General features: G+C 58.6%; 6 protein-coding genes. 3 read left to right on the top strand and 3 right to left on the bottom strand.

Translation table 11 applies throughout. The features are described 5' to 3' along the window. Positions 1-104: 104 nt before the first annotated feature. Both PP769_RS17775 and PP769_RS17770 read right to left on the bottom strand, forming a co-directional pair. Positions 105-362 carry a type II toxin-antitoxin system VapC family toxin gene (locus PP769_RS17775; protein WP_312642745.1) on the bottom strand — a complete coding sequence of 86 codons (258 nt, stop codon included), beginning with the start codon at positions 360-362 and terminating at the stop codon, positions 105-107. 79 nt (positions 363-441) lie between these two features. Next, entirely contained in the window at positions 442-597 is a 156-nt protein-coding gene (locus tag PP769_RS17770; RefSeq protein ID WP_312642743.1) for an AbrB/MazE/SpoVT family DNA-binding domain-containing protein, read from the bottom strand. Between the two features lie 341 nt (positions 598-938). On the opposite strand from PP769_RS17770, the gene PP769_RS17765 reads away from it, so the two are divergent. Beyond that, positions 939-8537 (top strand): DUF4347 domain-containing protein, encoded by a 7599-nt coding sequence (locus PP769_RS17765; protein WP_312642741.1) that lies wholly within the window; start codon positions 939-941, stop codon positions 8535-8537. A 155-nt stretch (positions 8538-8692) separates the two neighbouring features. On the opposite strand, the gene PP769_RS17760 is transcribed toward PP769_RS17765, so the two are convergent. Then, positions 8693-9607: a CpaE/TadZ family protein gene (locus PP769_RS17760; RefSeq protein ID WP_312642739.1), complete on the bottom strand. Its 915-nt coding sequence runs from the start codon at positions 9605-9607 to the stop codon at positions 8693-8695. Positions 9608-10105: 498 nt separating this feature from the next. Here PP769_RS17760 and PP769_RS17755 point away from each other — a divergent pair, with 498 nt between their 5' ends. Both PP769_RS17755 and PP769_RS17750 read left to right on the top strand, forming a co-directional pair. Further along, on the top strand, positions 10106-24574 hold the full coding sequence (locus PP769_RS17755; protein ID WP_312642737.1) for a tandem-95 repeat protein: 14469 nt from the start codon (positions 10106-10108) through the stop codon (positions 24572-24574). Then, positions 24571-26085 carry a GGDEF domain-containing protein gene (locus tag PP769_RS17750; RefSeq protein WP_312642734.1) on the top strand — a complete coding sequence of 505 codons (1515 nt, stop codon included), beginning with the start codon at positions 24571-24573 and terminating at the stop codon, positions 26083-26085. The genes PP769_RS17755 and PP769_RS17750 overlap by 4 nt, the downstream gene beginning before the upstream one ends. The last annotated feature ends 109 nt before the right edge of the window (positions 26086-26194 follow it).

Below are 26194 nucleotides of genomic sequence, written 5' to 3'. Positions count from 1 at the left end.
TCACGATCAAACGTCATAGTAGTGGTGCAATCCTGACCACGATTAATTCGGCTCAATAAATGGTCGGCAAAATCAGCACGGCTCTTTCGGTAATCGTCTAATGTTTACCAGACCACCTGAGGATCTTCCACTCGTAATTGGGCGACACGGAACACTTGTTCAATGGTCTTCACCCTCGTCTCCTTTGATTGTGGGTAACAGCCCTCCAGAACCCAAAGCGTTTCACATACCACCAAGTGGTTTAAAAAGCCGGGGTTTTCCTGAGAGCATGGCTTTTCAATAAATTGCGTCGCGGCTTTGGATTGGGCGGGATCGTCCTGAACGAGATAGTGGACGAGCACATTCGCATCGAGGCCCGCCATGGTCGGCCCCCTCGCTTTTTTATGGCAGCCCGCATGGCTTCGAGAGTGACTGGTTGTTTTGGCTTGGGGATCAGACCTGTTAAAATTGTGACATCTGAGGTAACCGGACAAACGGTAATCCGCCCATCAGTTCCCACAAGAACTTCCACGCGATCCCGGGTTGTAACTTTAATTGTTCCCGGATCTCCTTTGGGAGGGTAATTTGCCCTTTGCTGGTCAATGCCGCAACAGCCATGACATACTCCTTTCAATTATAGGAAATCCTTTCTATAGAGTAAGGACGTCTTGCAACTTTATTTGTGTGAGGTCGGTTCCTTCATCTTCCCCGACATTTGAAAACTTCTTTACTTCGATATCACGTCCAACTCCATTCCGTAGCTGTAACATAACCGGCCACAACATTCCCTAATCCGCATCAAGAGTCTTCCCTCAAGGTCCGACAAAGGAGATGGAGCCCCTCCTTCCGAGGGGATCGCTTTGTTGACCGAAAACCTCCTGGGATACCAAGGTTTTTTGAATAATTTGTGACCTCAAACGATTCGGCTTCATATTTTCTTCATGATTGAAAATCGTCACATGACACACCTGCACTGTAAGCCCGCAACACTCCAAGCGGGGAAAGACGGCAAGGTGGTGAAACCCGGCGCCCGAAAGAAGCGGAAGTCCCGTGCACCCCAAGAATCCCCCACGCCCCGATTGACCGGAACCTGTATTGCCTTGGAGCCACGGATCCTGTTTGATGGAGCCGCCCTCGCCACGGGAGCGGAAGTGGTTCAAGACACCACCACACAGGATCAACCGGGCGTTCCCGAAGGCAATGGGGAGACCAGTACGGATTCCACCACCAACGATTCTTCCCAGAATGATGCGCTTTGGTCATCGGGTCTTTCCCTCTTCGCGTCTTCCCACCGCAAAGAAATCGTCTTCATCGATACGCGTGTTGAAAATTACCAGACGCTCATGGAAGGCATCGATCCGGCCGCGGAAGTCATTCTCCTGGATGCGAGACGGGATGGGATCGAACAAATTGCGGAAGCCCTCAAGGGACGAAGTGGGATCGACGCCATTCATCTCATCGGGGAAGGCACCGAGGCCGAGATGCATTTGGGCACGGCCTTTCTCACCAATGATTCGATCAGCGGTCACTATGCCGAACTGTTTGAGCAAATCGGACAGAGTTTGGATGTCGACGCCGATCTGTTGATCTACGGCTGCAATTTTGGTCGTGGAGTAAGCGGCCTCTCCGCCATTCACACGTTAGCGGACCTTACCGGATCCGATATCGCGGCAAGCACGGACCGCACCGGGCACGTCAGCGAATATGCCAACTGGGAATTAGAAATTTCCACCGGATTCATTGAGTCGTCCATCGTGATCGGCCAGGCCACCCAGGACGCGTGGGAAGGCGTGTTGGCGACGTATACGGTGACCAACACCAATGATTCGGGAGTGAACTCCCTTCGGCAAGCCATCATTGATGCGAATGCCAATGCCGGTGCAGATACCATTACGTTCAACATTGCGGGTGCTGGCCCACATACGATCACTCTTCTGTCCGCCCTTCCTACGATAACCGAGGCTGTGCTCATCGACGGGTGGAGTGAACCCGATTTCGCCGGGACGCCGGTCATTGAACTCAATGGGGCGTCGGCGGGTGGCGGGGTACATGGGTTGACGATCTCCACGGGGTCAGGCAGTACCATCCGTGGACTTGTGATCAACCGCTTCGGGGGTGATGCACTCAACATTGACGCCGACAATGTGACTATCGTCGGGAACTACCTCGGCACCGATGTGACCGGAACGGTGAGCCTTGGTAATGGCGATGACGGCATTGATTACGACGGACATAATGCGATCATTGGTGGTCTCATCGCGGTGGAGCGGAACATCATCTCCGGTAATAACGATGATGGCATTAACTTCGGGAGTGGCTCCTCCGGGTCGGTCGTAATCGGAAATTATATTGGGACGGACGTAACCGGTACGCTCGCTTTGGGCAATTCCGGGAGGGGCGTGCTCATCAACGGCTCCAATACGACGATCGGAGGGACAACCGCTGTCCATAGCAACCTGATCTCCGGCAATAACGCAACCAATACCGCAGCATCGGCAGGTATCTATGTTACCGGCTCGGGGAACCTCATTCAGGGTAATCTGATCGGTACCGATATCAACGGCACTGCGAATCTTGGCAACGACGGTGCGGGCATTTCGTTGGACAGTTCAGCATCCACGAACCTGATCGGTGGAAGCGTCGCCGGCGCGGGCAACCTCATTGGCTATAACCTTGGTGACGGTGTGCGCCTCCTTACAGCTGCCGGCAGCGGAAATGCCATTTTGGGGAACCAATTATTTTCGAATGCCGGCAACGGTATTGATCTGAGAAACGACGGCGTGACCCCAAACGACACAGGGGATCCGGATAGCGGGACAAATAATCTTCAAAATTTCCCGGTGGTGACGTCAGCAAATTCAAATGCAAGCGGCACGACGATTGTCGGCACGCTCAACACGAATGCCAGTCTCACCTATCGTATCGAATTCTTTGCGAACCGGCCCTCCATTGCTGATAGTCCCAACGGAGAGGGAGAGCGGTATCTGGGGTTCACGACCGTCAACACTGATGGTTCCGGCAATGCGAGTTTCAACATGACCTTGAATGGCGTCTGGATTAATGCGGGCGACCTTGTCACGGCAACGGCCACCCGTGATCTGGGTGGTGGCAGTTATGGGGATTCCTCCGAGTTTGCGGCCAACGTCACAGCGACATCCACGGGGATTGTGGTTGTCGACACGACCAGCGATGTCAGCGACGGTACCACGACCTCTATCACCAACCTGGGCAACGCACGCGGCGCCGACGGTCGCATCAGTCTGCGCGAGGCCATAACCGCTACCAACAGCACAGCCGGCGCCGACAGTATCGTCTTTGCCATCGCTACCGGCGATGCCGGCTATGGCGCGGGCCGTGGTGTGTTCACGATCAACGTCATGTCGTTGCTGCCGGCAATCACCGATGCGCTGACGATGGACGGTAGCACGCAGGCTCTCAACATCGGCAACACCAATGCCGGGCTTCTCGGCGCCGGAGGCACCGTCGGGGTCGATGCACTGGTGTTGTCGCAAGTCGAGCGACCGGAGATTGAGATCGTTGACGGCGGCGGTCTTACCACCGGTCTGGCCATCAACGTGAGCAACGTGACGATCCGCGGCATGGCAATCTACGGCTTCGGCAGCAACTCGAGCAATGGCAACATCACCATCGGCAGCACCGCGAACAATGCGTTGATCGAGAACAACATCATTGGCGCGGATGCGACCAGTTTCAATGCGCCGGCGCCGGGAGCCAAGACCGAAGGCTCCAACATCTACTCGGCCGGTGGCGACACTGGCATTATCCGCAACAATCTGATCGGTTTCGCGACCGAGTCCGGCATCAACCTGCTCAGTGGTTCGAACAACTGGCTGATCACGGGCAACGAATTGCGCGGCAACGCCTTTGGCAGCAGCAACATGCGGGCCGACGCGGTCGCCGCCAATAGCAACAGTCTTGCGCTGACAGTCCAGGGCAACCTGATTATCGCCAATGCGGGGCCCGGCTTGGACCTGATCACCGCTACCGGATCGCTGGTAGACAATAATACGGTCAGCAACAACGGCAGCGCGAGCAATGAGTCCGCGGGCATCCGCGCCCGGTCGTCGAACTTGACGATCAGCAAGAACATCAGCAGCGGTAACGCCGGTGCCGGTGTGATGATCCGTTCGGGTTCCTCAACGGGCAATCTGATCACGCAGAACTCAATTTATGGCAACGGGACGGGCCCAGGAGGGGGGATTGGCATCGATCTTCTGACGGCGGGCGACCCGGGCGACTTGGGCACCGCGCCTTTCGTGACCCCCAATGATGCTGGCGACGCCGACACCGGCGGCAATAACCTGATGAATTTTCCGGTGATCTACAGCGTGCAGGTCTTGGGCACGACGGTCACGATCACTGGTGAGGCGGGGGCGGGTTCGACCGTCGAGTTCTTTAAAGCGGCGCCCAACGCGAGCGGCTATGGGGAAGGTGACACCTACCTAAACACCGGAATTATGAACGGATCGACACCGGGCAATTTTGACCCTGCCGCTCGTCAGTTCAGCATCAGCTTCTCGACTAACCTACTTGTCGCAGGTGATCGCTTAACGGCCACGGCCACCGATGTGTCAAACAATACCTCTGAGTTTTCCGCCAACGTCGTGACCAACCATGCTCCGGTCATTAGCAACTTAGGGGGCGACACGCTGGCCTACACCGAAGGCGACGGCGCGCAAGTCATTGACCAGAGCAGCAATGCGGCGGTGAGTGATGTGGACAGCAGTGACTTTGACACGGGGACGTTGACGGTGAGCTTTACGGCGGGCAGTGATGCGGCCGAGGATGTGCTGGCGATCCGCGATCAGGGGGCGGGCCCCAGCAATATCACCGTGGCGGGCAGTGCGGTCAGTTATGGGGGCACGCAAATCGGCACGTTCACGGGGGGCAGCGGCGGGGCCGCGCTGGTCATCACGCTCGATGCCAACGCCGATGCCGCGGCGGTGAGTGCGTTGGTGCAGAACATCACCTATGAGAACACGGACACGGCTAACCCGACCTTGGGCAGCCGCACGGTGCGCTATGTCTTGACCGATGGGGACGGGGGCACGAGTGCCAACTACGACACGACGGTGACGATGGCGGCGGTCAATGACATCCCGGTCATTAGCAACTTAGGGGGCGACACGCTGGCCTACACCGAAGGCGACGGCGCGCAAGTCATTGACCAGAGCAGCAATGCGGCGGTGAGTGATGTGGACAGCAGTGACTTTGACACGGGGACGTTGACGGTGAGCTTTACGGCGGGCAGTGATGCGGCCGAGGATGTGCTGGCGATCCGCGATCAGGGGGCGGGCGCGGGGCAAATTGGCGTCAGTGGGGCGACGGTGACGTATGCCGGCGTGACCATCGGCACGTTTACCGGGGGCAGCAATGGCACCGACTTGATTATTACGCTCAACAGTAATGCCGATGCGGCGGCGGTTAGCGCCCTCGTCCAGAACATTACCTATGAGAACACCGACACGGTCAACCCCACGCCGGGCAGCCGCACGGTGCGCTATGTCTTGACCGATGGGGGCGGGGGCACCAGTGCCAACTACGACACGACGGTGACGATGACGGCGGTCAATGATGCGCCGGTCAACACGGTGCCGGGGGGACAAGTGGTGGCGGAGGATACTTCGATAGCCATTACAGGCATCAGCGTAAACGACACGGATGGCAATCTCTCCACGGTGCAGTTATCGGTGACACAAGGGACGGTGACCGTAACCCTCATTGGGACGGCCACCATTAGCGCAGGGGCGAATGGGAGTAGCACGTTGACCCTCTCGGGTAGCCAAACAGACCTTAATGCGACGCTGGCCTCTCTCAGCTATCAAGGCAATTTGAATTATGTGGGTGCGGACACACTAGCGGTGTTAAGCACAGACAGCAATACGGCCACGGATTCCGATAATGTGGGAATTACAGTTACCCAAGTGAACGATGCGCCGGTAATCACAGCCAGCGGGGGAGCAACCAGTTATACCGAACAAGCCACCGCCACCGTTATTGACGGAGCGCTTACCGTAACAGATCCGGATGGATTTGATGGGGCTGACCCTTCGGATCAGTTCACTGCCACGGTCCAGGTCACGGGCAATTACCAAGCGAGTGACATTCTCGGGTTCACCAATACGGCGAAGATTCAAGGCAATCTGGTGGGTGATCTCTTAACCCTCTCGGTCATTGGCGGGCAGACCGCCACCATTGCCGAATTCCAAGCGGCATTGCGCAGCGTCACATTCTATAACGGCAGTGACATGCCCAGTGAGCTGGATCGGACGATCTCCTTCAGTTTTGATGATGGAGTAGATAGTTCAAATGTGCCGACCAAAATAGTTCAAGTCACCGCCGTCAATGACATCCCGGTCATTAGCAACCTGGGGGGCGACACGCTGGCCTACACCGAAGGCGACGGCGCGCAAGTCATTGACCAGAGCAGCAATGCGGCGGTGAGTGATGTGGACAGCAGTGACTTTGACACGGGGACGTTGACGGTGAGCTTTACGGCGGGCAGTGATGCGGCCGAGGATGTGCTGGCGATCCGCGATCAGGGGGCGGGCCCCAGCAATATCACCGTGGCGGGCAGTGCGGTCAGTTATGGGGGCACGCAAATCGGCACGTTCACGGGGGGCAGCGGCGGGGCCGCGCTGGTCATCACGCTCGATGCCAACGCCGATGCCGCGGCGGTGAGTGCGTTGGTGCAGAACATCACCTATGAGAACACGGACACGGCTAACCCGACGCTGGGCAGCCGCACGGTGCGCTATGTCTTGACCGATGGGGACGGGGGCACGAGTGCCAACTACGACACGACGGTGACGTTGGCCGCGGTCAATGATGCGCCGGTGAATACGGTGCCGGGGGCGCAGTTGGTGGCAGAAGATACGGCGTTGGCCATCAGTGGGCTCAGTGTAACGGATGTGGATGGCAACCTGAGCACGGTGCAGTTGGCCGTGACTCAAGGGACAGTGACGGTGACGGTGAGTGGCGCAGCGACCATCAGTGCCGGGGCCAATGGAACGAACACGCTGACCCTTTCCGGCAGTGAAGCCGACATCAATGCGACCTTAGCGTCACTCAGCTATCAGGGTAACCCGAATTACAACGGGTCAGACACCATGACGGTGACCAGTACGGACGGCAATACTGCGACGGATGTGGACATGGTGGGCATCACGGTGACAGCGGTCAATGATGCGCCCGTGGTGACCAGTAATGGCGGCGGCCCCACAGCCTCCGTGAATGCTGTGGAGAATCAAACGTATGTCACGACGGTGACGGCCACGGATGTGGATGTGCCGGCAGATACGTTGACCTATACGATTGTGGGCGGAGCGGATGCGGCCCGGTTCAGTCTGCATCCGACCAGTGGAGTGTTAACCTTCATCATCGCCCCCGACTTTGATGTGCCCGGGGATGTGGGTGCCAATAACGTCTATGACGTGGTGGTCCAGGTGAATGACGGCAATGGCGGTGTGGATACGCAAGCGATTACCGTGACGGTGACGGATGGCAACGATGCGCCGGTGATAACCAGTAATGGGGGTGGCCCTTCGGCGGTAGCGAATGCGGCGGAGAATCAAACGTATGTCACGACGGTGACGGCCACGGATGTGGATCTGCCGGCGGAGACGCTGACCTATTCGATTTTAGGTGGGGCGGATGCGGCGCTGTTCAGAATTGACCCAATCAGCGGTGTGTTGACCTTCACGGTGCCCCAAGATTTCGAGACGCCAGCCGACGCTGATGGGAATAATATCTATGAGGTTATCGTACAGGTGAGTGACGGCAACGGTGGGGTAGATTCTCAAATGATTCGGGTAACCGTCACAAATGTCCAGGAAGGCATGGCCCAAGCGCCTCCGCCGCGGCCGGATCCCACGCCCATGTCTTCCCCAAATCCTCGTCCGATTCCGGAGCCGGTGGCTGAGACGAATTCTTCGACGACGGATACACCCGCGGTCCCGTTTTCGAGTTCCTTTGGAGGGCCATCCATGGCGGGACGGGATCTTTCCAGTGGGCCAGATTCTCAGTTGCCCCGGGACTGGAGCCGGGTCTTAGAAGTCGCCCCCTTCCTGCGTGCAGGCGAGTCCGGCACCACCTCAGAACAAATTCGGGCGTACGCCCCGGCCCCGGTGCTGTTCTCAGGCATTGAGCTGGGCCAGGAATTTCTTCAGCAGTTGAATGCGTTTTCCGATCAGTTAGCAGAGGCCACCCAACAAACTATCAACGAACGGTCCTTCTTCGTCAAAATGATGGAATTCACCGGACTTGGTGTCTCGGGAGTCCTAGTGGCGTGGCTGGTAAGAAGTGGCACGCTGTTGGCGAGCGTATTAGCTTCCCTCCCGGCTTGGCGCAATTTTGACCCTATTGCGATATTGGATATGGATAAACAGGGTCGGGAGAGTTGGACAAAAAAGATGAAAGAAGCCTCACAAAAGGAGGCCGGAGAGCATCAAGGATTAGACCAGATGTTGGACCCGGAGGTTGGTACATCTCCTATGCCTTCCGTTTCTCCCCGCATACGACCTTCAAGAAGCGACTGACGCCCACCTGTTGGAGGAGTCTGGGGTTGGTTTCTCTTACCCGAGTATTTCCGTAAGTTGTGTTGTGCAAGGACCGGCGATATAACAACAGGCTGGAGGGGGCGGTTGTGTGAGGCCTTCTTCTCCAGAACTCTCCTTAGAAAGGGGAGAAGAGGTTACCAGACACCACGGTCTCGACGGTTGCCTTTCCGGCGGTCCCGGCCTCGTCGGTCTCGTTTGGGCTCCGGACCGTCTTCGGAAAAGGACCCGAGCAATTGTTCGCTCAGTTTGACAAACTGTAAGGCAAGGACGCTTTCGGGGTTGAAGCAGACGATCGGCAATTTTTTAATGCCGGCGGTATAACATAACTCCGGGGCCGTGGGGATGACGACCGGAATTTCATAGCCGATTTCTTCCTGGATACCCTGAACCCCGTCAGCTAATGGAATACCCGAGCGATTTACGAGGGTGACAAAAACGGGAGTTTCGCAGTGGCTACGAATAAACGCTAATTGGTTTTTCGCTAAATTCAGACCAATGGCATCGCTCTCCATTACGAGATCCAGGATCTGACATTGACCGAGAAAACACATGGACGGAAAAGAGGGTTCCAAAGGGAAATCAAGTATCAGATAGTCTGCGAGTCCTTTGAGTTCCCGGAATAATACTGTCAGGAATTCCGTGGAGATTTGTGCCCCCACTTCTTGATCCCAGGTGGATACACAGAGGACTTGCAGTCCTGTCGAATGTTGCATGAGCAGTTGGCTCACCACAGCTTCATTCATGTCTGTTAACGTTGTCGATGCATGGCTCAAAGGCGGTTGGGGTGCCATATGAAGAAGCCGCGTGGCCGTTCCCAAATGGGGGCTCAGCTCGACATAGATGACGCGGTGGCCTCCATGAACAAGGGTCATGGCGACATTGAGTGCCACCGTGGTCGTTCCGACTCCTCCCTTGGCACCGGCAAAGCCAATCACACGGCTGGGTGATGTCGCCTCGCTTGTATCGGCCGTATCGACTCCGGCCGCTTGGAGTATAGTTTCCTGTCCTTTCAATCGCTGAAACGCTTGCACGGTTTTTTGAATCTCCATCTCCAGTTCCCTCTCTATGGTAGGTTTCGGAATGTCTTTGGTTTGTCTCCCCGTCAAAGTGTCCGTAGTGGCTTGGTGTTGTGGTGAGAAGTCTGAATCTATTCACCGGTGATGTGAAGGTGTGTCTTTGTATCGGAAAACCCGTCCATGCTCTTAAGGAGAAAATGATACAATGGCAAGCCTTTTCCTCACGCATCCCTGAGAGGATGAAGAGACTGATTGATATCCGGAATGCTGTGGTATTCGACACCCTTTTCTGCAACTCAACCTGCAATATGTTTTCGATACGTGACAGAACCTCCACTAACAGTCAGTAGCCGGAAAATAACCCTCTAAAACGATTCCTAATCCGCATCAAGTGTCTTTCTCCAAGGTCCGACAAAAGATCTAGAGATTTCTCCATTTTGAGGGGACGACTCTGTTAATCGATGAAGTATGGGATATCAAGGCTTTTTCAACAATTTGTGACCTGAGACTACTTGTCATCCGATTTCTATCATGATTGAAGATCGTCACATCAAGCACTTACGCTGCAAGCCCGCGACGCTCGAAGCCCGGAAAGACGCCAAGATGGGGAAAATTGGCGCCCGAAAGAAGCGGAAGCTTCGTCCATCCCAAGAACCTCCCCCGACCCGATTGACCGGAACCTGTCTCGCCTTAGAGCCACGGATCCTCTTCGATGGAGCCGCCCTTGCCACGGGAGCGGAAGTCGTACAAGACACCACCACGCAAGATCAATCGGGTGCTCCCGATGTCAAGAATGAGACCAATACGGACTCCACCACCACCGATGCTTCCAAGAGTGACGCCCACTGGTCATCTGGTCTTTCCCTTTCGGCGTCTTCGGAACGCAAAGAAATCGTCTTCATCGATACGCGTGTTGAAAATTATCAGACGCTTATGGACGGGATCGATCCGGCCGCGGAAGTTATTCTTCTGGATGCGAGACGGGACGGGATCGAACAGATTGCGGAAGCCCTCAAGGACCGGAGCGATATCGACGCCATTCATCTCATTGGAGAAGGCACCGAAGCGGAATTGCATTTAGGCACAGCCTTTCTCACCAATGATTCGATCAGCAATCACTATGCGGCGCTGTTGAGTCAGATCGGGAAGAGTTTGTCTGCCGACGCCGATCTGTTGATCTATGGCTGTACCTTTGGACGCGGTCAGGCCGGGTTCTCTGCAATCCAAACCCTAGCCGAACTGACAGGGGCGGATATTGCCGCAAGCACGGACCGCACCGGGCATGTGAGCGAATATGCCAATTGGGATTTAGAAATTTCCACCGGGTTCATTGAGTCGTCCATCGTGATCGGCCAGGCCACGCAAAACGCATGGGAAGGGGTGCTGGCCACGTATACCGTGACCAATACCAATGATTCGGGGGCAGGCTCGTTCAGACAGGCCATCCTCGATGCCAATGCCAATGGCGGTGCCGATACCATCACGTTCAGCATTGCCGGTGCGGGACCCCACACGATAAGCCTCAGCTCTGCTCTTCCGACCATAACCGGTGCCGTGCTCATCGACGGGTGGAGCGAGCCGGATTTTGCTGGAACTCCGGTTGTTCGCATTGACGGGAATGCTGCTGGAGCGAATGTCGACGGTTTGACCTTTAGCAGTACCAGCGACAACAGTACGGTCCGGGGATTGATGATCACCCGTTTTTCCCGCGATGGGATTCTCATTCAGTCGGGAGCTGACAACATTACCGTTGTCGGCAACTGGATCGGCACGACTGGCACAGGGTCCACGGGTGTGGGCAACAGCGACGATGGGATTGATATCGCTGGGTCCAATGCGATCATCGGCGGCACGGGTGCCAATGATCGCAACGTCATCACCAACAACGCCGATGAAGGTATTACAATTGTCGGCAGCGGTGTTACGGGCCATCTCATTCAGGGCAACATCATCGGCCTGGATCCTGACGGTTCGACCAACAACGGACTGGGCGACGTCGGCATCGCCATCATCTCGGGAACTGGCAACACAATCGGTGGCACGACAACCGCCGCACGCAACGTGATCTCGAGGATGGTCGAAGGCATCGAGATCAACACGTCCAATAATATTGTGCAGGGAAACTACATCGGGACGGATGTCACAGGTACGCTCAACCGGGGAAACCGTTCCAGCGATGGCGTCGAGATTCAAGGCAGTTCGACCGGCAATCTCATCGGCGGGACGGCGGCCGGGGCGGGCAACCTCATCGCCTACAATGCGGCCAACGGCGTGGATGTGGTGAATGGCTCAAGCCATTCGATTCTCGGTAATCGGATTCATTCCAACACCCTGTTGGGTATCAATCTCGGCACGGCCGGCGTCACCGCGAACGACGCAGGTGACCCTGACTCCGGGGCCAACAATTTGCAAAACTTCCCGGTCGTCACGTCAGCGAATTCAAACGCCACCGGCACGACGATCGTCGGCACGCTCAACACGAATGCCAGTCTGAACTATCGGATCGAATTCTTTGCGAGCCGGCCGTCAATTGCGGATAGTCCCAACGGAGAAGGGGAGCGGTATCTGGGCTTTACAACCGTCACCACTGATGGGTCCGGCAATGCAAGTTTTAACCTGACCTTGAATGGCGTCTGGATTAACGCCGGGGATCGGGTGACTGCCACGGCCACCCGTGATCTGGGCGGCGGCAACTATGGGGATACCTCCGAGTTTGCAGCCAACGTCACGGCCACCTCAACTGGGATTGTGGTTGTCGATACGACGAGCGATGTCAGCGACGGCACCACGACGTCAATTACCAACCTGGGCAACGCGCGCGGCGGCGACGGACGCATTTCGTTGCGGGAGGCGATCGCTGCCGCTAACAATACGGCCAACGGGGGCACGCCGGACAAGATCGTCTTTAACATCGCCGCAAACGACGTCAATCACGTCTACTACCGCGATAACGCCACCGGGGGAACGTTCGCCGCCCCGGTGTCCACGACACTGGTGGATACCGAGATCACCGATTTCGATGCCGACTATCTAACCGGTACGGCGCGGTCCTGGTACCGCATTTCGCTCAGCGGTTCGGACCTCAACGTCACGCAGGCAGTGATCATCGACGGAGGCACACAGGCCGGCTACGACTCCGCGAAAGGGCCGATCATCGAACTCAACGCCGCTGGCATTTCCTCCGGCGATCCAAACGGGCTCACGCTGACGACCGGTGCCTCGACCGTGCGGGGCCTGGTAATTAATCGCGCGGGCGACGACGCTATTGAGATTGATGTCAATGCGGGGGGCTCGACCATCGTGGGCAACTACCTCGGCACTGACGTCAGTGGGTTGCAGACGACGGTCGGCAACCGCTACGGGATCACCGTCAAGAGCGACGGGAATACGATCGGTGGCACGACGAATGCTGACCGGAATATCATCGCAGGAAACTCCACAGGCGGTGACAGCTTCGGCATTGGATTCTGGCAGGATGCGGACAACAACACTGTTCAAGGCAACTACATCGGTGTAGGTGTCGACGGCACCACGGCAATGGGTAATCGTCAGGGCATCACCTTCCAGAACACGGCCCATGACAACATGATTGGCGGCGATGGGACCGATGAGGGCAACATCATTGCCAATAATTCGATGAACGGCGTGGATGTCATCGCCGGCACGAACAACGCGGTTATCCGTAACTCGATCCATTCCAATGGTTTGTTGGGCATCAACCTCGGCACGGCCGGCGTCACCGCCAACGACGCGGGTGACCCTGACTCCGGCGCTAATAACTTGCAGAATTTTCCGGTGCTCACCACAGCTGATGTGGACTCACCCACCCAGGTCACCATCGATGGGACATTCAATAGTACAGCCAGCACCTCCTTCCGGATCGAGTTTTTTAAAAACACCATTTCGACAGGACAAGATCCATCCAGTCATGGAGAGGGTGAGTTCTTCTTAGGTTTTACGACGGTCACGACGGACGGCAGTGGAAACGGGACCTTCAGCGCTATCCTGACAGCTGCCGTCACCGCTGGGGAGTTTGTGACCGCCACGGCCACTCGTGATCTTGGCGGGGGATCCTACGCATCCACTTCAGAATTTTCGCAAAATGTGACAGCAGCGGCTGTCAACGATGCGCCCGTTGCCGCGGATGATCGTCCCGGTCTGGTCTTTGATGGAACGGATGATTTTGTGCAGCTTGGAAGTGATACCAGTCTGGAAATGACCAGCACCCTGACGATGGAGGCCTGGTTCCGTCCGACGAGTTTGCCAAGTGGCAGTAGTGGAATCATTCTCAATAAAGAAGGGGAATATGAAATAGGAATTTTCCCTGATGGTACCCTCCGTTGGGCTATTGCCAACACGGATCCAGGATGGGCTTGGCATGACACGGGCTATGTAGTGCCCCTCAATGAGTGGACACACGTCGCCGTTACCTATAACAGTGGGACCGTCATTACCTATGTCAATGGATCAGCCGTCGACACATACAACGGTTCCGGTTCCATAGGGGATGCTCATGCGTCCCTGGATGATCTTCTTATCGGTGGTCGTTCAAACAATCCAACGGGGCAGTATTTTGAGGGTTCAATTGGTGAGGTGCGAATATGGAACACGGTAAGAACGGCGGGCGAGATTGCGACTAACTACGACCTCTTATTGGCAGGAAATGAATCAGGACTAGTCGGGAATTGGCGACTGAGAGAGGGCTCAGGTACTTCTGTTACCGACCTTTCATCCTCAGGAAACGATGGCACCCTTGGAGGAGGCACGCCTTCACAGGAACCTACCTGGGTTGGCTATTCAACGGACCAGGACAACATTCTGAATATTGCAGCCTCAGGCGTCCTAGTTAACGATGTGGATGCCGAAAGCGACCCCCTTGTGGTGAGTGAGATCAACGGGAGTGCCGCAAATGTGGGCAATCCTGTTGCCCTGGCATCCGGTGCCTTGGTCACGCTTAACGCTAATGGAGGTTTTACCTACGACCCCAATGGACAATTCGACAGTCTGACAGCCGGTGAACAGGCATCGGATCAATTTAGTTACACCGCAGATGACGGTAATGGGGGAACCGATACCGCAACCGTTTATGTCACGATTAATGGCGTCAATGACATCCCGGTCATTAGCAACTTAGGGGGCGACACGCTGGCCTACACCGAAGGCGACGGCGCGCAAGTCATTGACCAGAGCAGCAATGCGGCGGTGAGTGATGTGGACAGCAGTGACTTTGACACGGGGACGTTGACGGTGAGCTTTACGGCGGGCAGTGATGCGGCCGAGGATGTGCTGGCGATCCGCGATCAGGGGGCGGGCCCCAGCAATATCACCGTGGCGGGCAGTGCGGTCAGTTATGGGGGCACGCAAATCGGCACGTTCACGGGGGGCAGCGGCGGGGCCGCGCTGGTCATCACGCTCGATGCCAACGCCGATGCCGCGGCGGTGAGTGCGTTGGTGCAGAACATCACCTATGAGAACACGGACACGGCTAACCCGACCTTGGGCAGCCGCACGGTGCGCTATGTCTTGACCGATGGGGACGGGGGCACGAGTGCCAACTACGACACGACGGTGACGATGGCGGCGGTCAATGACATCCCGGTCATTAGCAACTTAGGGGGCGACACGCTGGCCTACACCGAAGGCGACGGCGCGCAAGTCATTGACCAGAGCAGCAATGCGGCGGTGAGTGATGTGGACAGCAGTGACTTTGACACGGGGACGTTGACGGTGAGCTTTACGGCGGGCAGTGATGCGGCCGAGGATGTGCTGGCGATCCGCGATCAGGGGGCGGGCCCCAGCAATATCACCGTGGCGGGCAGTGCGGTCAGTTATGGGGGCACGCAAATCGGCACGTTCACGGGGGGCAGCGGCGGGGCCGCGCTGGTCATCACGCTCGATGCCAACGCCGATGCCGCGGCGGTGAGTGCGTTGGTGCAGAACATCACCTATGAGAACACGGACACGGCTAACCCGACCTTGGGCAGCCGCACGGTGCGCTATATCTTGACCGATGGGGACGGAGGCACGAGTGCCAACTACGACACGACGGTGACGATGGCGGCGGTCAATGACATCCCGGTCATTAGCAACTTAGGGGGCGACACGCTGGCCTACACCGAAGGCGACGGCGCGCAAGTCATTGACCAGAGCAGCAATGCGGCGGTGAGTGATGTGGACAGCAGTGACTTTGACACGGGGACGTTGACGGTGAGCTTTACGGCGGGCAGTGATGCGGCCGAGGATGTGCTGGCGATCCGCGATCAGGGGGCGGGCCCCAGCAATATCACCGTGGCGGGCAGTGCGGTCAGTTATGGGGGCACGCAAATCGGCACGTTCACGGGGGGCAGCGGCGGGGCCGCGCTGGTCATCACGCTCGATGCCAACGCCGATGCCGCGGCGGTGAGTGCGTTGGTGCAGAACATCACCTATGAGAACACGGACACGGCTAACCCGACCTTGGGCAGCCGCACGGTGCGCTATGTCTTGACCGATGGGGACGGGGGCACGAGTGCCAACTACGACACGACGGTGACGATGGCGGCGGTCAATGACATCCCGGTCATTAGCAACTTAGGGGGCGACACGCTGGCCTACACCGAAGGCGACGGCGCGCAAGTCATTGACCAGAGCAGCAATGCGGCGGTGAGTGATGTGGACAGCAGTGACTTTGACACGGGGACGTTGACGGTGAGCTTTACGGCGGGCAGTGATGCGGCCGAGGATGTGCTGGCGATCCGCGATCAGGGGGCGGGCCCCAGCAATATCACCGTGGCGGGCAGTGCGGTCAGTTATGGGGGCACGCAAATCGGCACGTTCACGGGGGGCAGCGGCGGGGCCGCGCTGGTCATCACGCTCGATGCCAACGCCGATGCCGCGGCGGTGAGTGCGTTGGTGCAGAACATCACCTATGAGAACACGGACACGGCTAACCCGACCTTGGGCAGCCGCACGGTGCGCTATGTCTTGACCGATGGGGACGGGGGCACGAGTGCCAACTACGACACGACGGTGACGATGGCGGCGGTCAATGACATCCCGGTCATTAGCAACTTAGGGGGCGACACGCTGGCCTACACCGAAGGCGACGGCGCGCAAGTCATTGACCAGAGCAGCAATGCGGCGGTGAGTGATGTGGACAGCAGTGACTTTGACACGGGGACGTTGACGGTGAGCTTTACGGCGGGCAGTGATGCGGCCGAGGATGTGCTGGCGATCCGCGATCAGGGGGCGGGCCCCAGCAATATCACCGTGGCGGGCAGTGCGGTCAGTTATGGGGGCACGCAAATCGGCACGTTCACGGGGGGCAGCGGCGGGGCCGCGCTGGTCATCACGCTCGATGCCAACGCCGATGCCGCGGCGGTGAGTGCGTTGGTGCAGAACATCACCTATGAGAACACGGACACGGCTAACCCGACCTTGGGCAGCCGCACGGTGCGCTATGTCTTGACCGATGGGGACGGGGGCACGAGTGCCAACTACGACACGACGGTGACGATGGCGGCGGTCAATGACATCCCGGTCATTAGCAACTTAGGGGGCGACACGCTGGCCTACACCGAAGGCGACGGCGCGCAAGTCATTGACCAGAGCAGCAATGCGGCGGTGAGTGATGTGGACAGCAGTGACTTTGACACGGGGACGTTGACGGTGAGCTTTACGGCGGGCAGTGATGCGGCCGAGGATGTGCTGGCGATCCGCGATCAGGGGGCGGGCCCCAGCAATATCACCGTGGCGGGCAGTGCGGTCAGTTATGGGGGCACGCAAATCGGCACGTTCACGGGGGGCAGCGGCGGGGCCGCGCTGGTCATCACGCTCGATGCCAACGCCGATGCCGCGGCGGTGAGTGCGTTGGTGCAGAACATCACCTATGAGAACACGGACACGGCTAACCCGACCTTGGGCAGCCGCACGGTGCGCTATGTCTTGACCGATGGGGACGGGGGCACGAGTGCCAACTACGACACGACGGTGACGATGGCGGCGGTCAATGACATCCCGGTCATTAGCAACTTAGGGGGCGACACGCTGGCCTACACCGAAGGCGACGGCGCGCAAGTCATTGACCAGAGCAGCAATGCGGCGGTGAGTGATGTGGACAGCAGTGACTTTGACACGGGGACGTTGACGGTGAGCTTTACGGCGGGCAGTGATGCGGCCGAGGATGTGCTGGCGATCCGCGATCAGGGGGCGGGCCCCAGCAATATCACCGTGGCGGGCAGTGCGGTCAGTTATGGGGGCACGCAAATCGGCACGTTCACGGGGGGCAGCGGCGGGGCCGCGCTGGTCATCACGCTCGATGCCAACGCCGATGCCGCGGCGGTGAGTGCGTTGGTGCAGAACATCACCTATGAGAACACGGACACGGCTAACCCGACCTTGGGCAGCCGCACGGTGCGCTATGTCTTGACCGATGGGGACGGGGGCACGAGTGCCAACTACGACACGACGGTGACGATGGCGGCGGTCAATGACATCCCGGTCATTAGCAACTTAGGGGGCGACACGCTGGCCTACACCGAAGGCGACGGCGCGCAAGTCATTGACCAGAGCAGCAATGCGGCGGTGAGTGATGTGGACAGCAGTGACTTTGACACGGGGACGTTGACGGTGAGCTTTACGGCGGGCAGTGATGCGGCCGAGGATGTGCTGGCGATCCGCGATCAGGGGGCGGGCCCCAGCAATATCACCGTGGCGGGCAGTGCGGTCAGTTATGGGGGCACGCAAATCGGCACGTTCACGGGGGGCAGCGGCGGGGCCGCGCTGGTCATCACGCTCGATGCCAACGCCGATGCCGCGGCGGTGAGTGCGTTGGTGCAGAACATCACCTATGAGAACACGGACACGGCTAACCCGACCTTGGGCAGCCGCACGGTGCGCTATATCTTGACCGATGGGGACGGGGGCACGAGTGCCAACTACGACACGACGGTGACGATGGCGGCGGTCAATGACATCCCGGTCATTAGCAACTTAGGGGGCGACACGCTGGCCTACACCGAAGGCGACGGCGCGCAAGTCATTGACCAGAGCAGCAATGCGGCGGTGAGTGATGTGGACAGCAGTGACTTTGACACGGGGACGTTGACGGTGAGCTTTACGGCGGGCAGTGATGCGGCCGAGGATGTGCTGGCGATCCGCGATCAGGGGGCGGGCCCCAGCAATATCACCGTGGCGGGCAGTGCGGTCAGTTATGGGGGCACGCAAATCGGCACGTTCACGGGGGGCAGCGGCGGGGCCGCGCTGGTCATCACGCTCGATGCCAACGCCGATGCCGCGGCGGTGAGTGCGTTGGTGCAGAACATCACCTATGAGAACACGGACACGGCTAACCCGACCTTGGGCAGCCGCACGGTGCGCTATGTCTTGACCGATGGGGACGGGGGCACGAGTGCCAACTACGACACGACGGTGACGATGGCGGCGGTCAATGACATCCCGGTCATTAGCAACTTAGGGGGCGACACGCTGGCCTACACCGAAGGCGACGGCGCGCAAGTCATTGACCAGAGCAGCAATGCGGCGGTGAGTGATGTGGACAGCAGTGACTTTGACACGGGGACGTTGACGGTGAGCTTTACGGCGGGCAGTGATGCGGCCGAGGATGTGCTGGCGATCCGCGATCAGGGGGCGGGCCCCAGCAATATCACCGTGGCGGGCAGTGCGGTCAGTTATGGGGGCACGCAAATCGGCACGTTCACGGGGGGCAGCGGCGGGGCCGCGCTGGTCATCACGCTCGATGCCAACGCCGATGCCGCGGCGGTGAGTGCGTTGGTGCAGAACATCACCTATGAGAACACGGACACGGCTAACCCGACCTTGGGCAGCCGCACGGTGCGCTATGTCTTGACCGATGGGGACGGGGGCACGAGTGCCAACTACGACACGACGGTGACGATGGCGGCGGTCAATGACATCCCGGTCATTAGCAACTTAGGGGGCGACACGCTGGCCTACACCGAAGGCGACGGCGCGCAAGTCATTGACCAGAGCAGCAATGCGGCGGTGAGTGATGTGGACAGCAGTGACTTTGACACGGGGACGTTGACGGTGAGCTTTACGGCGGGCAGTGATGCGGCCGAGGATGTGCTGGCGATCCGCGATCAGGGGGCGGGCCCCAGCAATATCACCGTGGCGGGCAGTGCGGTCAGTTATGGGGGCACGCAAATCGGCACGTTCACGGGGGGCAGCGGCGGGGCCGCGCTGGTCATCACGCTCGATGCCAACGCCGATGCCGCGGCGGTGAGTGCGTTGGTGCAGAACATCACCTATGAGAACACGGACACGGCTAACCCGACCTTGGGCAGCCGCACGGTGCGCTATGTCTTGACCGATGGGGACGGGGGCACGAGTGCCAACTACGACACGACGGTGACGATGGCGGCGGTCAATGACATCCCGGTCATTAGCAACTTAGGGGGCGACACGCTGGCCTACACCGAAGGCGACGGCGCGCAAGTCATTGACCAGAGCAGCAATGCGGCGGTGAGTGATGTGGACAGCAGTGACTTTGACACGGGGACGTTGACGGTGAGCTTTACGGCGGGCAGTGATGCGGCCGAGGATGTGCTGGCGATCCGCGATCAGGGGGCGGGCCCCAGCAATATCACCGTGGCGGGCAGTGCGGTCAGTTATGGGGGCACGCAAATCGGCACGTTCACGGGGGGCAGCGGCGGGGCCGCGCTGGTCATCACGCTCGATGCCAACGCCGATGCCGCGGCGGTGAGTGCGTTGGTGCAGAACATCACCTATGAGAACACGGACACGGCTAACCCGACCTTGGGCAGCCGCACGGTGCGCTATATCTTGACCGATGGGGACGGGGGCACGAGTGCCAACTACGACACGACGGTGACGATGGCGGCGGTCAATGACATCCCGGTCATTAGCAACTTAGGGGGCGACACGCTGGCCTACACCGAAGGCGACGGCGCGCAAGTCATTGACCAGAGCAGCAATGCGGCGGTGAGTGATGTGGACAGCAGTGACTTTGACACGGGGACGTTGACGGTGAGCTTTACGGCGGGCAGTGATGCGGCCGAGGATGTGCTGGCGATCCGCGATCAGGGGGCGGGCCCCAGCAATATCACCGTGGCGGGCAGTGCGGTCAGTTATGGGGGCACGCAAATCGGCACGTTCACGGGGGGCAGCGGCGGGGCCGCGCTGGTCATCACGCTCGATGCCAACGCCGATGCCGCGGCGGTGAGTGCGTTGGTGCAGAACATCACCTATGAGAACACGGACACGGCTAACCCGACCTTGGGCAGCCGCACGGTGCGCTATGTCTTGACCGATGGGGACGGGGGCACGAGTGCCAACTACGACACGACGGTGACGATGGCGGCGGTCAATGACATCCCGGTCATTAGCAACTTAGGGGGCGACACGCTGGCCTACACCGAAGGCGACGGCGCGCAAGTCATTGACCAGAGCAGCAATGCGGCGGTGAGTGATGTGGACAGCAGTGACTTTGACACGGGGACGTTGACGGTGAGCTTTACGGCGGGCAGTGATGCGGCCGAGGATGTGCTGGCGATCCGCGATCAGGGGGCGGGCCCCAGCAATATCACCGTGGCGGGCAGTGCGGTCAGTTATGGGGGCACGCAAATCGGCACGTTCACGGGGGGCAGCGGCGGGGCCGCGCTGGTCATCACGCTCGATGCCAACGCCGATGCCGCGGCGGTGAGTGCGTTGGTGCAGAACATCACCTATGAGAACACGGACACGGCTAACCCGACCTTGGGCAGCCGCACGGTGCGCTATGTCTTGACCGATGGGGACGGGGGCACGAGTGCCAACTACGACACGACGGTGACGATGGCGGCGGTCAATGACATCCCGGTCATTAGCAACTTAGGGGGCGACACGCTGGCCTACACCGAAGGCGACGGCGCGCAAGTCATTGACCAGAGCAGCAATGCGGCGGTGAGTGATGTGGACAGCAGTGACTTTGACACGGGGACGTTGACGGTGAGCTTTACGGCGGGCAGTGATGCGGCCGAGGATGTGCTGGCGATCCGCGATCAGGGGGCGGGCCCCAGCAATATCACCGTGGCGGGCAGTGCGGTCAGTTATGGGGGCACGCAAATCGGCACGTTCACGGGGGGCAGCGGCGGGGCCGCGCTGGTCATCACGCTCGATGCCAACGCCGATGCCGCGGCGGTGAGTGCGTTGGTGCAGAACATCACCTATGAGAACACGGACACGGCTAACCCGACCTTGGGCAGCCGCACGGTGCGCTATATCTTGACCGATGGGGACGGGGGCACGAGTGCCAACTACGACACGACGGTGACGATGGCGGCGGTCAATGACATCCCGGTCATTAGCAACTTAGGGGGCGACACGCTGGCCTACACCGAAGGCGACGGCGCGCAAGTCATTGACCAGAGCAGCAATGCGGCGGTGAGTGATGTGGACAGCAGTGACTTTGACACGGGGACGTTGACGGTGAGCTTTACGGCGGGCAGTGATGCGGCCGAGGATGTGCTGGCGATCCGCGATCAGGGGGCGGGCCCCAGCAATATCACCGTGGCGGGCAGTGCGGTCAGTTATGGGGGCACGCAAATCGGCACGTTCACGGGGGGCAGCGGCGGGGCCGCGCTGGTCATCACGCTCGATGCCAACGCCGATGCCGCGGCGGTGAGTGCGTTGGTGCAGAACATCACCTATGAGAACACGGACACGGCTAACCCGACCTTGGGCAGCCGCACGGTGCGCTATGTCTTGACCGATGGGGACGGGGGCACGAGTGCCAACTACGACACGACGGTGACGATGGCGGCGGTCAATGACATCCCGGTCATTAGCAACTTAGGGGGCGACACGCTGGCCTACACCGAAGGCGACGGCGCGCAAGTCATTGACCAGAGCAGCAATGCGGCGGTGAGTGATGTGGACAGCAGTGACTTTGACACGGGGACGTTGACGGTGAGCTTTACGGCGGGCAGTGATGCGGCCGAGGATGTGCTGGCGATCCGCGATCAGGGGGCGGGCCCCAGCAATATCACCGTGGCGGGCAGTGCGGTCAGTTATGGGGGCACGCAAATCGGCACGTTCACGGGGGGCAGCGGCGGGGCCGCGCTGGTCATCACGCTCGATGCCAACGCCGATGCCGCGGCGGTGAGTGCGTTGGTGCAGAACATCACCTATGAGAACACGGACACGGCTAACCCGACCTTGGGCAGCCGCACGGTGCGCTATGTCTTGACCGATGGGGACGGGGGCACGAGTGCCAACTACGACACGACGGTGACGATGGCGGCGGTCAATGATGCGCCGGTGAACACGGTGCCGGGCACGCAGACCGTGAACGAAGAAACCCAAACGGCTATTGCCGGCATTAGTGTGGTAGACGTCGATGCGGGGGTGGGTACGATCACCACACGGTTACAAGTGACCGCTGGCGTGGTAGATGTCACCCTTTTTGGCGCGGCTACGATCAGTGCCGGGGGGAACAGCTCGAACGACTTGACCATTCTCGGTACGGTGGCAGACGTGAACGCCACATTGTCAACCCTCCTCTATACCGGTAACACCAATGTCACGGGCGTGGCCGCGGACACCCTGACCGTGACTACGGATGATGGGGGCAACACCGGTACGGGAGGCGCTCAGCAAGACGTGGACACAATCCAGATTAATATCAGCCCGGTCAACGATGCGCCGGTGATTACCAGTAATGGGGGAGGGCCGACCGCAGCCGTCAATGCACCAGAAAATCAAACGGCCGTGACGACGGTGACGGCGACCGATGTGGATGTTCCAGCGGACACCTTGACCTATAGCATCATCGGTGGGGCGGATGCAGCATTGTTCAGCCTGGATCCCAACAGCGGGGTGTTGAGGTTTCTTGTCGCCCCCGACTTTGATGCGCCGACCGATGCGGGCACCAACAACGTCTATGACGTGGTGGTACAGGTGAGTGACGGCAACGGAGGTGTTGATACGCAAGCGATTGCCGTCACGGTGACGGATGCCAACGATGCGCCGGTCATCACCAGTAATGGAGCAGGGCCGACCGCGGCGGTCAATGTAGCAGAAAACCAGACGATCGTGACGACCGTGACGGCCACGGATGTAGATATGCCGGCAAATACGTTGACCTATACGATTTTAGGCGGGGCGGATGCGGCGTTATTCAGCATTGATCCCGCCAGCGGGGTGTTGACCTTCACTGTGCCCCCGGACTTTGAGACGCCCACCGATGCCGATGCGAATAATATCTATGAGGTCGTGGTACAGGTGAGTGATGGTAACGGCGGAGTGGATTCTCAACTGGTTCTGGTGACCGTCACAGATATCCAGGAAGGCATGCCCCAACCGCCCACGCCGCAGCCAGGTCCCACGCCCACGCCGGCACCAAGCCCTCGCCCAACTCCGGAGTCGCCGCAGGATACCAATACTCCGTCCCCAGGAACACCCCCGATCGGGTTTTCGGATTCATTCGGTGGTCAACCTCCAGCGGGGCGGGATCTTACCCGTAATCCTGAACCTCAGTCAGTTCCCAACTGGAATAGGGTCCTGGAGGTCGCCCCATTTCTTCGTCCAGGGGCTTTTGGAACCACCTCAGACCAAATTCGTGCGTATGCTCCGGCCCCGGTGCTGCTTTCCAGCATCGAGCTGAGCCGGGATTTCCTTCAGCAGCTTAACTCTTTTGCCGATGATTTAAAGGAGACCACCCAACAAACCATTGATGAACGGTCCTTTTTCATCAAGATGATGGAATACACGGGGCTGGGCGTATCAGGAATTCTTCTGGCGTGGCTGGTGAGAAGTGGCACGCTCGTGGCGAGCGTGTTAGCGACGCTCCCCGCCTGGCGGAACTTTGACCCAATTGCAATTTTGGATATGGATCAAAAGAGTCGGGAAATCTTGACAAAGAAAATGCGGGAAGCCGCAGAGCAAGAGACCCGAGAGCATCAGGGATTAGATCGGATGTTGGACAAGAAAATTGATCAATCGGTTCGCCCTTCCTCCACGTACTCCTCCGGATCCTCATGAAACGACTGACACCCATTTTCTGGATGAGCCTGGGTCTGGTATCCCTTACCCTGAGTATCCTCTTAATCAGTGACCTGATGGTGGGCCTGATTCCGGACCAAGCTGCTCAAATCTTTACCTACCGGCAAAAGTATAGCGAAGCCATGGCCGTCCAGTATTCCATCCTGGCGCAGAGGGAGGATGACCAGGCTATCCAGCAGGCATTGGATCTGTTGGTTGAACGGAACGCGGACATCCAGTCAGTGGCTTTGGTCTTGGAAAGTGGGGAGATTATGGCCATGGCCGGGCCCCATCATGCTCTCTGGACGCCACCATCAGGGGACCACTCTACGGCTGATCATATTCAGATTCCTATTTTTAACGGGGAACAGCATTGGGGAACATTACAACTCCGGTTTCTTTCCCTGGATACTGGAACCTGGACCCATGTTTTCGATAATGCCTGGGTGCGATTTCTTGCCCTGGTCATGGTCTACGGGTTTGTGGGCTATTTTCTGTATATGAAGCGAACGTTGCGGCAACTCGATCCCAGTTCAGTGGTGCCCATGCGAGTGCAAGCCGCGTTCGATGTGTTGGCAGAGGGTGTGGTGTTCCTGGATGGGGAGGACCGTATTGTGCTCGCCAATCGCGCCTTTAGCCTCATTGTCGATGTGGCTCCTCACGACCTGATCGGGAAAACCCTGGATAGTTTTGAATGGACGTCTCCCGACACTGTTGACCAGCTGAACCTCTACCCCTGGAAGACGGCGCGACAGGGAGAATGCACGAAATTGGATGTGCCCCTGGTTTGGGAGAGAATGGGAAAAACCGTGAAGAAGTTTCGAGTCAATTGCACTCCCATTTTGGGTCAACGCAAGCAGGTGCGAGGCATTCTGGTGTCTTTCAATGATGTGACAGTACTGGAAGGCACGATTCGGGAGTTAGAATTGTCAAAAACCGAACTGGAAAAATTGGCTCACCGAGATCCCTTGACGGGGTGTTGCAACCGGAGAGCGTTATTCGAGGCATTTGAAGAACAATGGGAGAGAGCTCACCATGAGGGGAGCGATTTGGTCTGTATTATGGCGGATATCGACCATTTCAAATCGTATAACGATCGGTTTGGTCATGCGGTGGGGGATCAAGTGATTCAAATCGTGGCAAATTTGTTATCAACAACTTTGCGTCCGTTGGATATTATTGGCCGGTATGGGGGAGAGGAATTTTGCATTCTCCTGCCTGGGCAGACTTGCGTCGAGGGCATGTTGGTGGCCGAACGGTTACGTGGAACCATTGAACTTTCTGCCAGTACCGCTATTCGCACGACGTCCGGCCAGAAAATTACGATGAGTTTTGGTGTGTCAGCCGCCACCTTAGGAGCTTCTGATTATTTGGAATTGGTGGCCCAAGCCGACAAGGCCTTGTATGTGGCCAAAGAGAATGGGCGAAATCGGGTGGAACAGTGGACGGTTGATGAAGCGGTCGTAGCGTTAGCTCAAGATGAGAAATCAATGAGTCACTCAGTATCCTAGCGGGAGCGGAGGAGGAGGTCGCTCCCCAAATAGGGAGTGTTGAGCAACGCCACCAGCGGCGGTCTCGCCACTTGGTCGTGCTCGTATACTCCTCCGTAGGCTTCATTAG

Origin of the sequence: Candidatus Nitrospira allomarina (assembly GCF_032050975.1) — a bacterium.
In the GTDB taxonomy this organism is placed as follows: Bacteria; Nitrospirota; Nitrospiria; order Nitrospirales; family UBA8639; genus Nitrospira_E; species Nitrospira_E allomarina.
This window is presented reverse-complemented; position numbering and strand designations above follow the sequence as displayed.